Raw genomic sequence first — 17,177 nt, forward strand, 5'->3', positions numbered from 1 at the left:
TCGGATGAACGACCCCGGTTACGCGATGCGCGCTCTCCGGTTAACCGGACTCGCGATATGTGAACAGGACGTTACGCGACCAGATTGTCGAACTCCCCGTCCTTGACACCGAGGACGAGTGCCGCGATCTCGGCGCGGGTGTAGATGAGGGCGGGACCGTCCGGGTAGCGAGAGTTGCGGACGGCGACGCCTCCATCGGGGAGCTCGGCAAGCTCGACGCAGTTCCCCTGCGAGTTGCTGTACAGGCTCTTCCGCCAGGCCACGCCGGTGAGGTTGGTGGCCGGCATTCCGTTATAGGGCTGGGTCATCTAGATCTCTCTGAGTATGTCGCCGAGGATCTCGGCGGTGCCCCCAGGCGTTGTGCTTTCCACGCACAGTTGTTCCATGGCGGTGAGGTACGGATCGACGTCCTCACGTTTGTCCAGGTAGAGGGCACCCCATAGCTGCTCGACGTAGACCACGTCCGACAGGTCGGACTCCGGAAAACGCAGGATGCTGAACGCTCCACCCTCGGCCGCGTGCATGCCGAACTGGAACGGCATCACTTGCAGGGTGATGGCCGGCAGGCTCGCCACCGCCATCAGGTGCTGGATCTGCTCGTACATGATCTCCTTGCCACCGATCGGCCGCCGCAGCGCGGCCTCGTCGATGACCGCCCAGAGCTTCGGACCGTCCTTCCGGGTGAGACGCTCCTGCCGTTCCAGGCGCATGTGCACACGCCGATCGATCTCTTCCTCGGGTTCGTCCGGCCACCCGAGCCTGATCACCGTGCGGGCGTACGCCGCCGTCTGGAGAAGACCCGGGATGAACTGCACCTCATACGTGCGGATGGTCTGCGCCGCCTCTTCGAGACCGATGTACGTGGTGAACCATGTGGGCAGCAGATCGCTGTATTTGTGCCACCATCCGGGCGTGTTGGCTTCGCGGACCATTTCGAGCAGCCCGCGGCGGGCGGCGTCGTCGTTGACGCCGTAGAGCGTGAGCAGGTCCTCGACGTCACGCGTCTTGAACCCCACCCGGCCGAGCTCCATCCGGCTGATCTTGGACTCCGAGGCGCGGATGTGGAAACCCGCTTCCTCCCTACTGAGTCCGCGATCCTCGCGCAGCTTGCGCAGGCTGGCGCCCAGCATGATTCGCCGGACCGTTGAGCCGGTACCCGGGGGGTCGATCGACACGTGCTTTCCTCCGGTTGTGGACTGGATCACAGTCTGTCAAAGATCGCGCGTGTAGTCCCCTTTCGTGACCTCTTGTACCAACGGTAGCGCTTGCACGTAGCTTCTGCACGTGCATTCGCTCTTGCACCTGCACAGGAGTTTGGACCATCATGATCTGGTGCACTCCACGGACCTGACACGTGGGCAAAACCAGTGGTCGGCCTTCGACTGGTGGCCCCCCATCGGCTGGTGGCCCGAGCCCGCGCGCGACATGGCGCCCTCCGGGGCCGGCACGTCCAGCGCCACGTTCGTCCTGACCCCGCACGCGCGGTCGGTGCACGCCGCGCGGTGCTTCGCCTCGGGGAGCCTGACCGGCTGGGCCATGTGCGACCTGGTGGCCGACATGGAACTGGTCGTCTCCGAGCTCGCCACCAACGCGCTGCGGCACGGGCTGGCCTCGGGAGACCCGCGCCCGCCGTGCCCCCGCGCCGACCTGGTCCGCATGTCGATGATCCGCATGGGCCCGCTGGTCACCTGCGCCTTCGCCGACCCGGGCTCCGCCGTCCCCGTCTTACGCCACACCGAGGACCTGTCGACGGGCGGCATGGGACTGCACATCGTGGAATCGATGAGCCTGCGCTGGGGTTTCGACCCCCTGCCGCCGTACGGCAAGGTCGTCTGGGCCGTGCTGAAGAGCTGACACCGGATGACACCCACCCGCTCGGGGAGGGGACGTCCACCGTCCGCGGCGGGCCCGGATCCGCCTGAGCTGGGGGAACGCGACGGACGCCGCCGGGAACGTACCGAGCGGCAGCACAGCGGGCGACGATGCGCGGTCAACGAATCCGGGCCTATTCTGCTACGTCGATCCCGTCGGACGGGTGCTCTGCATTACGGTGGCATCTTGGTGACTTCCGCGAGACCTTTGAAAGAGCTGTGATGGACGATCACCTGCTCGCCTGGTTGACAACCCTTGATGAAGACCGGCTCGCGCGTGTCCTGGCCAACCGCCCGGACGCCATCGCCGCGCCCTGGCCGCGCCGGCTGGACACGCTCGCCCGGCGCCTGAGTGACAACTTCGCCGTCATGGAGGTCATGCGCGGCCTCCCTCTCCCCCCGCTGGAGATCCTGCAGGCCTGCCTGGTCATCGGCGAGCGCGCGACCCCCGACGAGCTGGCCCGCTTCCTCGGGGTGACCACGGCCGAGGTCCTGCCCTGGCTGGACGGGCTGTACGACAAGGCGCTCGCGTGGCCGGAGCCCGGCGGAGGCCTCCACCTCGCCGAGGCCGTCGCCCGCTGGTGGACCGCCCCGTGCGGGCTCGGCGAGCCCCTGGTCTCCTACCTCGACTCCTGGACCCTCAACTCCGAGGGCCTGCGCCGCATCAGCCGCGCACTCGGTGTGTCCTCACAGGGCGGCAGGCGCCAGCTCATGGCACGCGTCACCGCGGTGCTCGGCGACGCCGAGCGGCTCGCCGAGCTGCTGCGCGAGGCCCCCGACGGCACGGTCAGCCTGCTCGACGAGTTCGCCTGGGACGGGCCGGTGCGCGGCGTGGACGGCAACCGCTTCGTCGCGCAGGGCAGCCCGGAGAGGTGGGCCGCCGACCGCGGCCTGCTGTACCGCACGCAGTGGGACATCGCCGAGATGCCGCGCGAGGTCGCCCTCGCGCTGCGCGGCCCCGACTACCACGCGCCGTTCACCCCCGACCCGCCCGCGCTCGGCACCGTGCCCGCCGACCCCGCCATGGTCGACCACACGATGTGCCTGGCCGCGCCGCACGCCGTGGACCGCGCCGCCGCGCTGCTGGAGAACACCGACAAGACTCCGCTGCCGCTGCTCAAGGGCGGCGGCGTCGGCGTGCGCGAGGTGCGCCGCGTCGTCAAGGAGACCGGCTGCGCCGAGGACGAGACCCGGCTGCTGCTCGAGGTCTGCGCCGTCGCCCGGCTGCTGGCCTTCGACGACGCCGCGAGCGGCCTGGTCCCCACCAAGCGTTTCGACGCGTGGCGGCTGGAGGACGCCCCGGCCCGGCTGCGCACGCTGCTGGCCGCCTGGTGGCGCATGGAGCGCTCGTCGCTGCGCCGGGTCTCGGGCCGCTACCCGACCGTCCTCGGTGACGACCCGGCCGGCGAGACCGTCGCCCGGGTGCGCTGGGCGGTGCTCACCACGCTCGCCACGCTGCCGCGCGACGCCGCGTTCGCCAGCCTTCCCGAGCTGGTGCAGGCGGTGCACTGGCGCGCCCCGCTGCTGGACCGCGAGCTGCTCACCGAGTGCTGCCCCGCGGTCCTCGCCGAGGCCCGCCTGCTCGGCCTGATGGCCGGCGACGCCCTCACCGACCTCGGCCGGGCCCTCGCCGCACTCGGGCCTTCCGTCGCGGGCGACGAGCAGGACGAGTCGGTGCCCGAGGTGGAGCGCGACCCCGGGCTGGTCGAGAGCTCGGTGCACGCCCTGGCCGGGGCCCAGCGCACCGCGCTGTTCGGCGCCGACCTCACGGCCGTCGTCACCGGGCCGCCCGCCGCCGAGCTGTCGTCGCTGCTGGACCGCGCCGCCGACCGCGAGACCAAGGGCGCGGCGTCGGTGTGGCGGTTCAGCGCGGCGAGCGTGCGCCGGGCACTGGACGCCGGGTACTCCGCCGAGTCGCTGCTCGAGGAGCTGCGCGCCGCGGGCACGGTGCCGCAGCCGCTGGCGTACCTCGTCAGGGACGTCGCGCGGCGCCACGGCGAGGTGACGGTCACCACGGTGGGCTGCATCATCCAGGGCTCCGACCCGGGGCTGCTCGCCGAGATCGCCGCGCACCGCCGCCTGTCCCGCCTCGGCCTGCGGCTGCTCGCGCCGACCGTTCTCGCCGCGGCGGCCGCGGCCGACCGCACGCTCGCGGCGCTGCGCGAGGCCGGGTACGCCCCGGTGCCGGTGGACGACACCGGCGAGATCGCGGTGCGGCGCGAGCCCGCGGGCGGGCGGCTGATCCTGCTGCCCGGCGGGCGGGTGGCCGAGCTGGAGGAACCGCCGCCGTCCATCGCCGACCCGCCGCCGGACCCGCGCGAGCACGCCCAGCGGCTGGTGCGCACCGGCCCCGACGAGCACGCCGCCGGGCAGACCTGGGCCGTCATCGGGCGCCTCGCCACCCGGCTGCCCACCGCGCAGCAGTCCCTGCTCGGGTTCGTGGTGGACCGCGGCGTGCGTGCGCTGATCACCCTGTCCGACGGCCTCACCGCCACCATCAGCCACGGCGAGCTGCGCCGCGGCGTGCTTGACGCCTGGTGCGAGGAGGCCGGGGACTACCTGGAGTTCCCCCTCGCCGAGATCTCGTCGGTCACCAGCGGCTGACCCCGCTCCCCCGCCGTCCCCGCCCGCCGCCGTGAGCGGCGGGCGTCCCCCGCGTCAGGGCACCAGCGTCAGCGTGTCCACGGTGTCCGCGCGGACGGCGCGCTCGGTCTGGCGCATCGGGGTGGTGGCGCCGTCCGCCCACAGCTCGGCCTGGTCGGCGTACGCGGCGTGGAAGGCGTGGCCGGAGGCGCCGGTGAGGTTGACCCAGCGTGAGCGGTCCAGGTCGGCGAGGTCCACGACCATCCGCATGGACGGCACCCAGTCCACCTCGTACCCCTCGGCGGCGTTCCAGCCGGTGGCGTCCACCGAGTCCTTGCCGCCGGCGAGACGCAGCGGGCCCCGGTTGAACAGCCACTCGACCGGGCCGATGCCCGAGGTGCCGAAGCTCTCGTTGGTCAGCTCCAGGGTGTGCAGATCGCCCCAGCGCCACTCCCCCGGCCGGTCGCCGAGCCGTTCGCGCAGCTCGGCCCGCGCGTCGGCCATCGCGGCCCGCAGCGTGTCTTCCCTGGTCTCGGTCCTCCCCTTGGTGCGCACGTCGTCCCAGAAGGGGTCGGCGGGACGGTCCAGCAGGGTGCGCACCACCTCGTACCACCGGTCGCCGCCGCCGGGGCGCCCGCTCTCGGGCAGCTCGTCGTCGAACGTGCGCCGCAGCAGGTGGCGCCACACGGCGTTGAAGTACGCCGCGGCGGCCGAGTCGCGGCCCTGCGAGAAGTCCCAGGCGCCCAGCAGCTTCTGGATCTCGCCGCCGTCCGGGACCCCGGCGCGCAGCAGGTGCGGCACCAGCGTGGGGGCGAAGGTGTTGGCGGAGTCCATCTGGATGTCCCCCATGGTGGCCGCCGTCATCTTCCCGCCGGCGATGGCCTGGCGCAGCCGCTGCCCGATGCGCTCGGAGCGGTGGCCGTACGCCCAGTCGGCGGTGAGGAAGTGGTCGTACCCGGGGCCGGTGGCCGCGTTGTTGGCGGTGACGATGTACCCCTCGGGCGGGTTGTACGCCGTCGGCAGCTCGTCGAAGGGGATGAAACCGGTCCACTCGGCCTCGCCGGTCCAGCCCTTGGCGGGCCACGTGCCGTCGCCCCTCGACCGGATCGGGATGCGGCCGGGCGCCTGGTAGCCGATGTTGCCGTCCACGTCGGCGTACACCATGTTCTGCGCGGGCACCTCGAAGGACGCCGCCGCCGCGCGGAACTCCTCGAAGTTCCGCGCGGTGTTCAGCAGGAGCAGCGCGTCGCCGGTACGGCCGGGGTCCAGGGCGGTCCAGCGCAGCGCGACCTCCAGCCCGTCGCCGGACTCGCCCGCCGCGGCGGCGGCACCGGGGACGGCCTCCGCGGCGCTCTCCAGCACACCGGAGACGATGGGGCCGTGCCGGGTGGCGCGCACGACGAGCTTCTCGGGGGCGCGGCCCGCCACCTTGATCTCCTCGGTGCGGACCTCCATGGGGCGGAACCCGCCGCCGGCCTGGTAGGTGTCGCCCTTGGTCCGCTCCAGGTACAGGTCGCTGACGTCGGGGGCGAGGTTGGTGAAGCCCCACGCCACGCGGTCGTTGTGGCCGATGACGACGCCGGGGAGGCCGGAGAAGGTGTAGCCGACGACGTCGTAGGGGCAGGCGGCGGACCTCACCCGGCAGTGCAGGCCGGCCTGGTACCAGAGGGACGGGATGCGCGGCCCGAGGTGCGGGTCGTTGGCCAGCAGCGGCTTGCCGGTGGCGGTGTGCGCGCCGGACACCACCCACGAGTTGGACCCGATGCCCTCGCGGTCGCTCCCCGGCGTCCCGAGCGGCGACGGCATCGCTCGCAGCGTGCGCGCCACCGCGGCGAGCGCGGCGGCCGTACCGGGGACACCCGCGCGGTCCTGCGCGGCGGGCCGTACGGCCGTGGCGCCGCCGCCGTCACGCTCGCCCGTGCCGGTGACGATGGGGGCGTGGCGGTCGAACGGGTAGGCGGGGAACAGTTGCGCCACCCGGTCGGGCGGCAGCACTGAGGCGTACAGGGCGCGTTGCAGCTCGTCGTCCATGTTGGAGCGCAGGTCCCAGGCCATCGCCTTCAGCCAGGCGAGCGAGTCGGCGGGCGTCCACGGCTCGGGGGTGTAGGAGCTGTTGGTGAGGCCGAGCACGACGTACTCCAGGCTGCGCTCGGCGAACCCGGCGTGCGCGGTCATCCAGGCGTTCACCCCGGCGGTGTAGTCGGTGAGGGCCTGGCGCGTCGCGGCGCTCAGCAGAGGCAGCTCCCGCTCGGCGGTGCGCCGCCAGCCGAGCGTGCGCACCACCTTGTCGACGTCCAGCGTGGCGGCGCCGAACAGCTCCGACAACCGTCCCGCGGTGGTCTTGCGGCGGAAGTCCATCTCCCAGAAGCGGTCCTGGGCGTGCACGTAGCCCTGCGCGAGGAACAGGTCGTGCGGGGTGTCGGCGTAGATGTGCGGGACGCCGTGCCCGTCGCGCAGGACCGTCGCCTTCGCCTGGAGGCCGGGCAGCCGCAGCTCGCCGGCCGTCTGGGGGAAGGACCTGCGTACCGTCCAGACGGCCGCTCCGGCGAGCAGGAGGGCGAGCACCACCAGGACGGCGAGCACCCGGGCGGTCCAGCGCAACGGTCCAGGCAACCCGGCAAAAGGGGCGATCCTCAAGTCCAATGACCTTTCACTACACATGTGCGCATCACAGTATGGAGTGCGTCCATGTGCGCCGGATCACCGGAAGGCGGCGCTTCGGCCACCGCCAGGACTCGGGGACCTGCGGGTTCAGGGCTTGCGGCCCACGCCGCCGACCATCCAGAGCTTGTCGGCGTTGCGCGCGGCCAGCGGACTGTCCGGCCGCCACTGCCGGATGTACACCAGGCCCGGCTCCACCATCTCCAGGCCGTCGAAGAACCCGAGCACCTGCTCACGGGTGCGGGAGGCGTCCTCGTCGCGGCCCACGATGCGCTGGTACACCCCGACCACCTGGTCGGCCGCGGCGGGCCGGGAGTCCGACACGACGTGCGCGAGGACGAGGTGGCTGCCCGCGGGCATCCAGTCGCGCAGCTCGGCCACCCGTTCGAACGGCCGGTCCACGTCCGGGACGTACTGCAGGATGTTGGGGATGACGACCGCCACCGGCCGGGCCGGGTCGACGAGCCGGCGGGTGACCGGGTCGGCGACGATCTCGGCGGGGTGCAGCACGTCGCCCTTCACCACGCCGGTGTCCTCGTCCACGGCCAGCAGGGCGCGGGCGTGCGACAACACGACGGCGTCCTGCGAGACGTACACCACCCGCGCGCCCGGCAGGACGTCGCGGGCCACCTCGTGGGTGTGGCACCTGCTCGGCAGCCCCGCGCCGACGACGATGTACTGGTCGATGCCGAGGCCGGCGAGGTAGCGGACCGCGCGGGCCTGGAAGTCGTACAGCTCCACGGTCATGGGACGGATCTCGGGGGCGTAGGCGAGGATCTCGTCGGCGGCCTTGCGGTCGGCGGCGAAGTGGTCCTTGCCGCCCAGGATGTAGTTGCCGATCCGTGCCCAATTGGGCATGTTGACATCGAGATCTCCGGGCTGCCGCCGCACCTCCTCCGCCTTGCCCCCCTCCGCGCCGGTCATGGTAAGACCTTGCGGCCGACGCCGCCGACCATCCAGATCCTCTCGGGATCGCGCGCGGCCAGCGGGTTGTCGGGCCGCCACTGCCGGATGTAGACCAGGCCCGGGTCCAGCAGCTCCAGGCCGTCGAAGAACCCGAGCACCTGCTCGCGGGTGCGGGAGGCGTCCTCGCTGCGCCGGAAGACGCGCTGGTAGACGGGGACGACCTGGTCGGCGGGCTTCGGGCGCGAGTCGAGCACGGCGTGCGTGACGACCAGGTGGCTCCCTGCCGGCATCCAGTCGCGCAACTCGCCGACCCGCTTGAACGGCTCGTCGACGTCCGGGGTGAACTGCAGGCGGGTGGGGATGATCACCACCACGGGGAGGGCCGGGTCGACGAGCCGCTGGGTGACGGGGTCGGCGACCAGCTCCGCCGGGTGCAGCACGTCCCCTTCCACGACACCGGTGTCGGCGTCGGTGGCCAGCAGGGCGCGGGCGTGGGACAACACCACGGGGTCGTCGGCGACGTACACCACCCGGGCCCCCGGGCGCACCTTGCGGGCGACCTCGTGGGTGTTGCAACTGGAGGGCAGGCCCGCGCCGATGACGACGAACTGCGTCATGCCCTCGGCGGCGAGATGGCGGACGACCCTGGCGTGGAACTGGTACAACTCCACCGTCATGGTGCGTATCTCGGGCGCGTAGGAGAGGATCTCCTCTGCCGCCTCGCGGTCGGCCGCGAAGTGGTCCTTTCCGCCGAGGAGATAATTCCCGACCCGTGCCCAGTTCGGTGCGGTGACGTCCAGGCCGCCGGCCCCCTGCTGGACCTCCTCGCCCACGCTTCCCCCTCACCCCGTCCCGGGCGGAATCACCTGGTGGACACGACGATTCCCACTCACCCCGCGAACTTCACGACCGCTGTTGGGAGCACCAACATATCCATGTTACGAGCTAACCTCTTGAAACCCGCATTCGTGAAATGTTTCGGAGAACGTCCGCGCAGGACGGCGAGAGTTCGTCATATGACCGTCACACGCGTGAAACGTGTCTCGAATCCCGAACCCGCGGGGGCCGCGCACATGACGCCGGCGAGAGCGGGACGGCCCGGGGGGAAATAAGCCAATCGCAGCAACGTCTCCGGCTCGGCGCCGTCCAGGCCGTACCGCATGACGACGGTGTCGCCCTGGCGGTGGAGGTCCAGCGTGACCGACTCCGGCAGGCCGGGGGCGGTGGTGACCGACCAGTCGGAGAAACCCCGGGTCACCACCGCGCTGAGGTGGACGCGGCCGTCGACGTACTCCACCCCCGCCTTGATCCAGTTCTCCTCGTCGACGCGCAGCACGGCGCCCGCCTGGTCGTACTGCTCGGCGTAGCCGGCGCCGAAGGTCGTGGTCACGCGCGTGTCGCCGGTCGCCGTGGTGCCGAACATGTGGGCGGTGTCGAAGGTGTAGCCGTAGTGCGTGACCCGCCACAGGTCGGTGCGCGCATCCGCCGTGACCCGCAGGTCCTCGCCCGCGGACCACTTGGCGGGCTCGTTGATCCACCGCCAGCCGCTCAAATCGTCGATCATGCGCCGACCCTATCGACCGGCCACCGGGGAGCGCTCTCCCGGGACGAGGGCGCCGCTCGGGTCACTGTTCACGGCCGCGCCGCATAGGCTTTCCCTGTGACCGACCCGAAGTTCGAGATCCAGATGCTTCACGACCGCGTCATGGTCAAGATAGAGCAGGAGACCGAGGAGCGGCGCAGCTCCGCGGGCATCGTCATCCCGGCCACCGTCACGATGGCCAACCGCCTCGTCTGGGGCGAGGTGTGCGCGGTCGGGGCCAACGCCCGGCTGGTCAAGGTGGGCGACAAGGTGCTGTTCAACTCCGACGAGCAGTACGAGGTCGAGGTGCACGGCCAGGTGTACCTCGTGATGCGCGAGCGCGACCTGCACGCCGTGGCCACCCCGCAGACCGAGCAGGGCACCGGCCTCTACCTGTGACCGGCCGGCCCTAGGCGCGGGTCCTGGCCAGGAACGTCTGGGCCATCTGCAGCAGATCGACGCCCAGGCTCAGCTTGAGCATGAACCACACCAGCACCGTCGCGAAGGCGAACGTCACGCCGGCCACCAGGATGCGGACCGCCCAGTTCTGCCGGAGCAGCCAGTCGGTCCACGCCGACAGCGTGCGCTTGGCGAACTCCAGCAGGCGGTGCGCCCACGCGAACTCCGTGGCGAGCACGGCCAGGCCCGCGAAGACGATCAGCCAGCCCGGACCGGGCAGCGGCACCAGCACCAGTCCGCCGATCACCAGGGTGGCGCCGAGCACACCCACCACGACGCGGAACGTGAGACGGCCGGTCCGGGTGGCCCGCACGGCATCCAGCCAGCCCGTGAAACCTTCACGCTTCGCTTCCGGCGCTGCCCCGTCCCGCCGTTCGTCGGTCACCGCCACTCCGCGCACCCCCAGTAGCCACCGTGTCCCTGCCCACAATAGCCAGCGCCCGGAAAGTACGTACTCGTCCCCTGGGGGGAACCGGGTGTACGACCCAGGGATGGGTCCGGTGCGGCGCGGGTGACGTGGCCGGTTTCGGCCGTGCCGCCTCAGCCATAGAGGCGCGGCCGTAGCCGCATGGTGCGGCAAGCCACTCTGACCAGGGCCGTTTGGGTCTTCTCAACCGGCGGCGCGGGGGTTATTCAAGAGCCGTGGGGACGTGGAACGCGCCACGTCCCCCGCCGGTCGCGGCGGCGCACCGGCCCATCGCTCCAGTCCCCGAGGTGGATGGACAACGTAATGAAGCGACTACGGAAAGTTGTCACACGACTCCTCTGTGTCTTCGCGCTGGTGGCGGCGGGCATCGCCGTCGGCGGCACGAGCGCCGAGGCCGCCGCCCCCAACCGGTGGGGGTTCGCGCTCGTCGACATCCCGAGCGGCATACCGAACCCCACGCACCAGGCGGGGAGCTGGCCCGCCGGGTTCAACGTCACCGTCTCCCCCATGGGGGTCGGCCAGTTCCTGGTGACGTTCCCCCAGATCGGCACGACCGCCCGCGGCATCGTGCACGTCACCGCTGTCTCGACCGGGCCCGTCTCCTGCCAGGTGCAGCGGTGGGGCACCAACGGCGTCGACGAGCTCGTGATCGTGCAGTGCTACCAGTTCCCCGGGACGCCGGTGAACAGCGCGTTCACCGTCATGTTCCAGGAGAGCAGCGGCACGGTGCCCCCCGCGCAGGGCGGGCTCGCGTACGTCCACTGGACCGGCGGGTCGATCGGCTCCACGTTCAACTCGCTCGGCGCGACCAACACCGTGATCCCCGCCGGGGTCGGGCTCTGGACCGTGACGCTCAACGGCATGGGCACGGGCACCCAGGCAGGCGGCTTCCAGGTGACCGCCGTCGATCCCCAGGCGCCGGCGCGCTGCAAGGTCGCCGGGTGGCTGACCTCCAGTGCGGTCCAGCAGGTCCAGGTGCGCTGCTTCGACGCCGTCAACAACCCGCGTAACACGGCCTGGAACCTCACCTGGCAGTTCCGGCGCGCCATCACCGGCGGCGCGGCACCCCCGGCGTACTTCGGCTACACCTTCGACAACTCGCCGGCGACCGCAGGGCCGTACGTCCCGGTGCCGCCGAACGTCAACTTCAACTCCGCGGGCGGAGCCGTCACCCTCCAGCGCACCGGGGTCGGCCACCGCCTGGTGAACTTCACCGGGATCGGCGTGCTGCCCGACCACGTCCAGGCCACAGCGTTCGGGCCCGGCCCCGAGTACTGCAACATCTTCACGCTGTGGGCCACCTCGGGTGGGGTGGTGTGGATACGCAACGTCGTCTGCTACTTCTCGACCACCCCGGTGAACCATCCGTCCTTCGTCACCTACACCTCGGCCGTCTGAGCCGCTCCTCTTTCGAACCCCTCCGGCATGCCCGGAGGACCGGACAGGCCCGGCACCCGCAGGGGGTGCCGGGCCGGCCCTTTCGTCAGGCCACCGTGCAGGTGATCGGCGACGGGACGGCGTTGGTGCCGTTCCACGAGCCGTTGAACCCGAACGACGCGGTGGCGCCCGCGCCGACGTTGCCGTTGTAGGCGACGTTGCGAACGCTGACCGAGGCGCCGGACTGGGTGTGCGTGCCGCTCCAGATCTGGGTGATCGTCTGGCCGTTGGCGAAGGTCCACGCCACCGTCCAGCCGGTGATGGCCGAGGTGCCGTTGTTGCGCACCGTGACCTCACCCTGGAAGCCGCCCTGCCAGGAGTTGGTGATCCGGTAGGTCGCGGTGCAGCCGCCGGTCCCGCCGCCCGTCGTGGTGAACGTCACCGGGCCGGACGCCTGCGAGGTGTTGCCCGCGGCGTCCCTGGCCACCACGTAGAAGGTGTACGACGTGGACGCCGACAGGCCCGTGAGCGCGAACGAGTTCGTGGCCGGGGTACCCACGCTCACGTCCGTGGTCCCGGCCTCGCGGTACACCGTGTAGCCGGTGACGCCGACGTTGTCGGTGGACGCCGTCCACGACAGGGTCGCGCCCGCGGACGTGATCGACGACGCGGCCGGCGTGCCCGGCCTGGACGGGGCCGTGGTGTCCGGGCCGCCGCCACCGGTGGTGGTGAACGTCACCGGGCCGGACGCCTGCGAGGTGTTGCCCGCGGCGTCCCTGGCCACCACGTAGAAGGTGTACGACGTGGACGCCGACAGGCCCGTGAGCGCGAACGAGTTGGTGCTCGCGGTGCCGACGTTCACGTCCGTGGTCCCGGCCTCGCGGTAGACGTCGTACCCGGTGACCCCGGTGTCGTCGGTGGACGCCGTCCACGACAGCGTGGCGCCGGAGGAGGTGATCGACGACGCGGTGGGCGTGCCGGGCCGCGTCGGCGCGGTGGTGTCCGGTGTGGTGCCGCCGGTGCGGTCGCCGTAGATGACACCCCGGCCGTTGGTGCCGATGTAGACGCGGCCGTAGATCCGCGGGTCGCCGGTCAGCGCCTCGCCGATGTTGCCGTACTGGTGCTGGTCGTCGTTGATCCGGACCCAGGTGGCGCCGGTGTCGTCCGAGCGGTACACCCCGCGCACGCCGTCGATCTTGGCGACGGTGTAGAGGGCCTGGTAGGTCCGGCCGGGCGCGGCCTTGCCGAAGCCGATGTTGTCGGCCTCGGCGACGTTGGAGAGCTTGGTGAACGACGCGCCGGAGTTGGTGGAGTGCCACAGGCCGTACGTGCCGCCGCTGGTGCCGCCGGCCAGCCAGATGTCGCCCTCGGCGCCGGGCAGCGCCTTGAAGCGGACGTTGCCGGTGGTGGGCAGGCCCGTGGCCGCGGTGCGGGTGAAGGTGGCGCCGCCGTTGGTGCTGACGTAGAAGCCGCCGCCGGAGAAGGCGTAGAACTTGTTCGCGTTCACCCGGTCCGACTCGATCACCGCGTTGGCGGGCACGCCGGAGGCGGCGCTCCAGCTGTTGCCGTAGCCGACCGAGTAGACGACCTGCTGGCCGGCGTCACCGGGTGCCCAGACGAAGCGGCTGCCGTCGGCGTTCGCGGCCACCGTGCCGCCGTTGTTGACGCCGCCGGGCTCGGTGCCCTGGAACCAGTTGGCGCCGCCGTCGGTGGAGAACGCCACGTGGCTGTCGTTCGGCCGGTCGGAGTCGGTGAAGTTGCCCGCCCGCACCATGATGCTGGGGTTGCCGCCGGCGTAGTCGAGGCTGGTGGTGGTGGTGAACACCGGTGAGGTGAACATCATGGAGGGGACCTTGGTGAGGTCGGTGTGCCGGAACCCGCCGATGTCGCCGAGGCCGCTGATCAGCGGGGCGCCGGACGGCGGGCTGATCAGGTCGAGCACCGCGGTCTCCTCCAGGCCCGCCGCCATCGGCTTGATGGTGAACTGGCCGCCGCTGTCCCACAGGCCGAGGTCGGTGGTGCCGTAGATGGTGGCGCCGGTGCCGTACATCATGCGGTTGGAGTCGAACGGGTCGATCTCCATCGACTCGGTCATCCAGCCCAGCTTGGGGGTGACCTCGGGAGGCTGGGGGTTGGTGCCGAACGTCAGCCACGGGCTGGAAGTGATGTCCATCTTGTAGCGGAACGAACGGTTGGGGTAGCTGGTGAAGTCCCACACCCGGGTCCACGTGGCGCCGGAGTCGGTGCTGCGGAAGAAGATGGCGTCCGGCCACCAGGAGTTCACCGTGGCGACCATCAGGGTGCCGGGACGCTGGCGGTCGACGGTCAGGCCGCTGTAGCCGAAGTAGTTGTCGGAGCTGCTGGACGGGATCGGGCTGATCTGGGTCCACGTGCCGGTCGCGGTCGCGTACCGCCACACGTCACCCTTGGTGCCGTTGTAGGGGCCGCCGCCGTCGCTGGTGGCGAGGAACAGGTAGCCGTTGGTGGTGTCGAGCACACCCTTGTGCGCGATGTAGCCGGTGGGCTGCCCCGCGACGCGCTCCCAGCTCGTCCCGCCGTTGGTGGTGCGGTAGACGGTGTTCGCCTTGTCGGCCACCCCCACGTAGATCGTCTGGGTGGCGTTGCCCGAGGTGCCGGTGCGCTTGTCGAACGTCACCCACACCACGCCCTGGTTGTCGCCGCCGTAGGCGTCACCGGGGGTCTCGGCGTAGTTGCCGGCGTTGGGGAAGTTGGTGACCTTCGACCACGTCACGCCGGAGTCGGTGCTGCGCCACAGGCCGTTGCCGCTCGGCGCGCCGAGGTACAGGATGCTGTTGCGGTTGGGGTCGATCGCCAGGCGCTCCCCCATGCCGCGGCCCGGCATGTTGCCGCCGAGCTTGAACGGCAGCACGGTGCGCTGCCAGGTGGCGCCCTTGTCGGACGAGCGCAGGATCGCGCCGTTGTTGGGGTCCCAGTCGTTGGTGTACATGCCGGCCGCGACGTAGACCTTGTTGGGGTCGACCGCGTCGGTGGCGAGGCTCACCACGCCGTTGTAGCCCCAGTTGTCGAAGCCGACCCAGTCAAGCAGCGGGATCCAGGTCTGCGTCGACTGGTTCCAGCGGTAGGCGCCGCCGATGTCGGTGCGGGCGTAGATGAGATCACGCTGGGACTGGTTGAAGATGATCCCCGGCACGAAGCCGCCGCCGGCGATCTGGACGTTCTTGAATGTGTACGGGTCGGACGCCGCCGCCGTGACCGGCGGGGCTTTCAGGCCCGCGGTGAAGCATGCCGCCATCACGATGGCGAGCAGCCCGAGGAGCTTTCTGCGCATGAACGGTTTCCCTTCGAATACGGACAAACCGCCATGCACGATCAGGTGGGACCCTGACCGTCGACCTCCAGCGTGCATGGAACTGTGGTGCCGGGCGCCTGACACGCCACGGCCGCAGGTTCACACAGCGCGGCCCTGCGCGTCAATAGTTTGACCTTTAAACTTTCTCGGTGTGGGGGACGGGTGTGGACGCCTCGTCGTCCCAGGTGAAAGGCGGAAAAATCGGGGTAGCGGGGCAAGCCGTGGCTCACCAACTGGCTCTGGCGGCGCCGGACCTCCGGCTGGACGTCAACCTCCTCGACTACCTCATCCTCTCGCTGTACTTCCTCACCGTGCTCGGCATCGGCTTCGTCGCCCGGCGCACCGTCAAGACCAGCCTCGACTTCTTCCTGTCCGGGCGCTCGCTGCCCGCCTGGATCACGGGCCTGGCGTTCCTGTCCGCCAACCTCGGGGCCACCGAGATCCTCGGCATGGCCGCCAACGGCGTGCAGTACGGCGTCGCGACGGTGCACTACTACTGGATCGGCGCGGTACCGGCGATGGTGTTCCTCGGCGTCGTGATGATGCCGTTCTACTACCGCTCCAAGGTGCACAGCGTGCCGGACTTCCTGCGGCGGCGCTTCAACGGGCAGACGCAGTTGGTCAACGCGGTCACCTTCGCCGTCGCGCAGATCCTCATCGCCGGGATCAACCTGTACGCGCTGGCGCTGGTCATGGGGGCGCTCCTCGGGTGGCCGCTGATGCTGTCCATCGTGGTGTCGGCGGCGATCGTGCTGGTGTACCTGGTGCTCGGCGGGCTGTCCTCGGCGATCTACAACGAGGTGATGCAGTTCTTCGTCATCCTGGCGGGCCTCATCCCGGTGACCGTGCTCGGGCTGATCAAGGTCGGCGGGTTCTCCGGCCTCGCCGACAAGGTGCGGCAGACCGCGCTCGGCGACGGCGGGCTGCACGCCTGGCAGGGCACGGCGTCGGGCGACAACCCCCTCGGCGCGCACTGGATCGGCATCGTGCTCGGGCTCGGGTTCGTGTTGTCCTTCGGCTACTGGACCACCAACTTCGCCGAGGTGCAGCGCGGCCTGTCCGCACGCAACACCACCGCCGCCCGGCTCACCCCCATCGTCGCCGCGTACCCCAAGGTGTTCATCCCCGCCGTCACGGTCGTCCCCGGCCTGGTGGCCCTCGTCCTGTTCAGCGACCTCGGCAAGCCCGGCGGCCCGCAGTACAACTACGCCATCCCACTGCTGATGGGCGACCTGCTCCCCAACGGCGTCCTCGGCGTCGCGGTGACCGGCCTGCTGGCGTCGTTCATGGCGGGCATGGCGGCCAACATCAGCGGCTTCAACACGGTCTTCACCTACGACATCTGGCGATCCCACATACGCAAGGACCGCTCCGACGGCTACTACCTGCGCCTCGGCCGCTGGGCCACCGTGGCCGGCGTCCTGCTGGGCATCGGCACCGCCCTCATCGCCGCCGGCTTCAGCAACATCATGAACTACTTGCAGACGTTGTTCTCCTTCTTCAACGCGCCTCTGCTCGCCACGTTCCTCATCGGCCTGTTCTGGCGCCGCATGACGCCGTGGGCCGGCTTCTGGGGCCTCCTGTGCGGCACCCTGGCCGCGTTCGCCTCGTACATCCTGTACAAAGCGGGCCTGCTGGCCTTCGGCACCGAGCTCAACGCCAGCTTCTGGGGCGCCGGCATCGCCTTCGTCGTGGACGCCGCCGTCTCCGTGGTGGTCACCCTCCTCACCACCCCCAAGCCCGAGTCCGAACTCCGCGGCCTGGTGTACGGCCTCACCGACACAACCCTCGCCGACGACTCCATCAAGGGCGACCAGGCCTGGTACCGCTCCCCCCTCCTCCTGGGCACAGGCGCCCTCATCCTGTCCGCGGCCCTCTACCTCCCCTTCATCTGAAAGGCCCCACCCGATGAACCCCCGAACCCCCGAACCCCCCGACGACACCTCCCCCACCCCGACCAGCCACCCCGAGTCCCCCGAC

General features: G+C 70.9%; 13 protein-coding genes. 5 read left to right on the top strand and 8 right to left on the bottom strand.

All coding sequences use genetic code 11. From position 1 onward, the window contains the following. Positions 1–71: 71 nt before the first annotated feature. Both ABGB17_RS31445 and ABGB17_RS31450 read right to left on the bottom strand, forming a co-directional pair. Entirely contained in the window at positions 72–308 is a 237-nt protein-coding gene (locus ABGB17_RS31445) for a DUF397 domain-containing protein (protein ID WP_347636418.1), read from the bottom strand. Further along, the gene (locus ABGB17_RS31450; RefSeq protein ID WP_347636421.1) at positions 309–1,130 is read right to left on the bottom strand and encodes a helix-turn-helix transcriptional regulator; all 822 of its coding nucleotides are present in this window, start codon (positions 1,128–1,130) and stop codon (positions 309–311) included. Between the two features lie 202 nt (positions 1,131–1,332). Here ABGB17_RS31450 and ABGB17_RS31455 point away from each other — a divergent pair, with 202 nt between their 5' ends. Continuing rightward, positions 1,333–1,854, top strand: a complete 522-nt coding sequence (locus tag ABGB17_RS31455; protein ID WP_347636424.1) for an ATP-binding protein — start codon at positions 1,333–1,335, stop codon at positions 1,852–1,854. A gap of 239 nt (positions 1,855–2,093) precedes the next feature. After that, on the top strand, positions 2,094–4,475 hold the full coding sequence (locus ABGB17_RS31460) for a helicase-associated domain-containing protein (RefSeq protein WP_347636428.1): 2,382 nt from the start codon (positions 2,094–2,096) through the stop codon (positions 4,473–4,475). Between the two features lie 54 nt (positions 4,476–4,529). Here ABGB17_RS31460 and ABGB17_RS31465 read toward each other — a convergent pair whose 3' ends face one another. The 4 genes from ABGB17_RS31465 to ABGB17_RS31480 all read right to left on the bottom strand — a co-directional run bounded on the left by ABGB17_RS31465 (position 4,530) and on the right by ABGB17_RS31480 (position 9,585). After that, positions 4,530–7,115, bottom strand: coding sequence for a penicillin acylase family protein (locus tag ABGB17_RS31465; protein ID WP_347636432.1), 2,586 nt, complete (start codon positions 7,113–7,115; stop codon positions 4,530–4,532). Positions 7,116–7,205: 90 nt separating this feature from the next. Continuing rightward, positions 7,206–8,039: an SAM-dependent methyltransferase gene (locus ABGB17_RS31470; RefSeq protein WP_347636434.1), complete on the bottom strand. Its 834-nt coding sequence runs from the start codon at positions 8,037–8,039 to the stop codon at positions 7,206–7,208. Further along, complete coding sequence (locus ABGB17_RS31475) at positions 8,036–8,854, bottom strand: SAM-dependent methyltransferase (RefSeq protein WP_347636437.1); 819 nt, start codon at positions 8,852–8,854, stop codon at positions 8,036–8,038. The genes ABGB17_RS31470 and ABGB17_RS31475 overlap by 4 nt, the downstream gene beginning before the upstream one ends. Before the next feature lie 179 nt (positions 8,855–9,033). Beyond that, positions 9,034–9,585, bottom strand: coding sequence for a DUF1349 domain-containing protein (locus tag ABGB17_RS31480; RefSeq protein ID WP_347636441.1), 552 nt, complete (start codon positions 9,583–9,585; stop codon positions 9,034–9,036). 96 nt (positions 9,586–9,681) lie between these two features. Here ABGB17_RS31480 and ABGB17_RS31485 point away from each other — a divergent pair, with 96 nt between their 5' ends. Next, positions 9,682–10,002, top strand: a complete 321-nt coding sequence (locus tag ABGB17_RS31485; protein WP_347636445.1) for a co-chaperone GroES — start codon at positions 9,682–9,684, stop codon at positions 10,000–10,002. Between the two features lie 10 nt (positions 10,003–10,012). Here ABGB17_RS31485 and ABGB17_RS31490 read toward each other — a convergent pair whose 3' ends face one another. Beyond that, on the bottom strand, positions 10,013–10,447 hold the full coding sequence (locus ABGB17_RS31490) for a TIGR02611 family protein (RefSeq protein WP_347636449.1): 435 nt from the start codon (positions 10,445–10,447) through the stop codon (positions 10,013–10,015). A gap of 345 nt (positions 10,448–10,792) precedes the next feature. Between ABGB17_RS31490 and ABGB17_RS31495 the strand changes: the two genes are divergently transcribed. Beyond that, complete coding sequence (locus ABGB17_RS31495) at positions 10,793–11,887, top strand: hypothetical protein (RefSeq protein ID WP_347636452.1); 1,095 nt, start codon at positions 10,793–10,795, stop codon at positions 11,885–11,887. An 85-nt stretch (positions 11,888–11,972) separates the two neighbouring features. Here ABGB17_RS31495 and ABGB17_RS31500 read toward each other — a convergent pair whose 3' ends face one another. Next, positions 11,973–15,176, bottom strand: coding sequence for a cellulose binding domain-containing protein (locus tag ABGB17_RS31500; protein WP_347636455.1), 3,204 nt, complete (start codon positions 15,174–15,176; stop codon positions 11,973–11,975). A gap of 242 nt (positions 15,177–15,418) precedes the next feature. Between ABGB17_RS31500 and ABGB17_RS31505 the strand changes: the two genes are divergently transcribed. Beyond that, positions 15,419–17,092: a sodium:solute symporter family protein gene (locus ABGB17_RS31505; protein ID WP_347636459.1), complete on the top strand. Its 1,674-nt coding sequence runs from the start codon at positions 15,419–15,421 to the stop codon at positions 17,090–17,092. Positions 17,093–17,177 lie beyond the last annotated feature (85 nt).

This window comes from Sphaerisporangium sp. B11E5 (genome assembly GCF_039871875.1).
In the GTDB taxonomy this organism is placed as follows: domain Bacteria; phylum Actinomycetota; class Actinomycetes; order Streptosporangiales; family Streptosporangiaceae; genus Sphaerisporangium.

Bases quoted from the DNA above. Each gene is read 5' to 3' on its own strand.
- ABGB17_RS31500 (WP_347636455.1), bottom strand. From the start codon at position 15,176: ATGCGCAGAAAGCTCCTCGGGCTGCTCGCCATCGTGATGGCGGCATGC.
- ABGB17_RS31480 (WP_347636441.1), bottom strand. From the start codon at position 9,585: ATGATCGACGATTTGAGCGGCTGGCGGTGGATCAACGAGCCCGCCAAG.
- ABGB17_RS31460 (WP_347636428.1), top strand. From the start codon at position 2,094: ATGGACGATCACCTGCTCGCCTGGTTGACAACCCTTGATGAAGACCGG.
- ABGB17_RS31445 (WP_347636418.1), bottom strand. From the start codon at position 308: ATGACCCAGCCCTATAACGGAATGCCGGCCACCAACCTCACCGGCGTG.
- ABGB17_RS31450 (WP_347636421.1), bottom strand. From the start codon at position 1,130: ATGCTGGGCGCCAGCCTGCGCAAGCTGCGCGAGGATCGCGGACTCAGT.
- ABGB17_RS31495 (WP_347636452.1), top strand. From the start codon at position 10,793: ATGAAGCGACTACGGAAAGTTGTCACACGACTCCTCTGTGTCTTCGCG.
- ABGB17_RS31470 (WP_347636434.1), bottom strand. From the start codon at position 8,039: ATGACCGGCGCGGAGGGGGGCAAGGCGGAGGAGGTGCGGCGGCAGCCC.
- ABGB17_RS31465 (WP_347636432.1), bottom strand. From the start codon at position 7,115: ATGTGTAGTGAAAGGTCATTGGACTTGAGGATCGCCCCTTTTGCCGGG.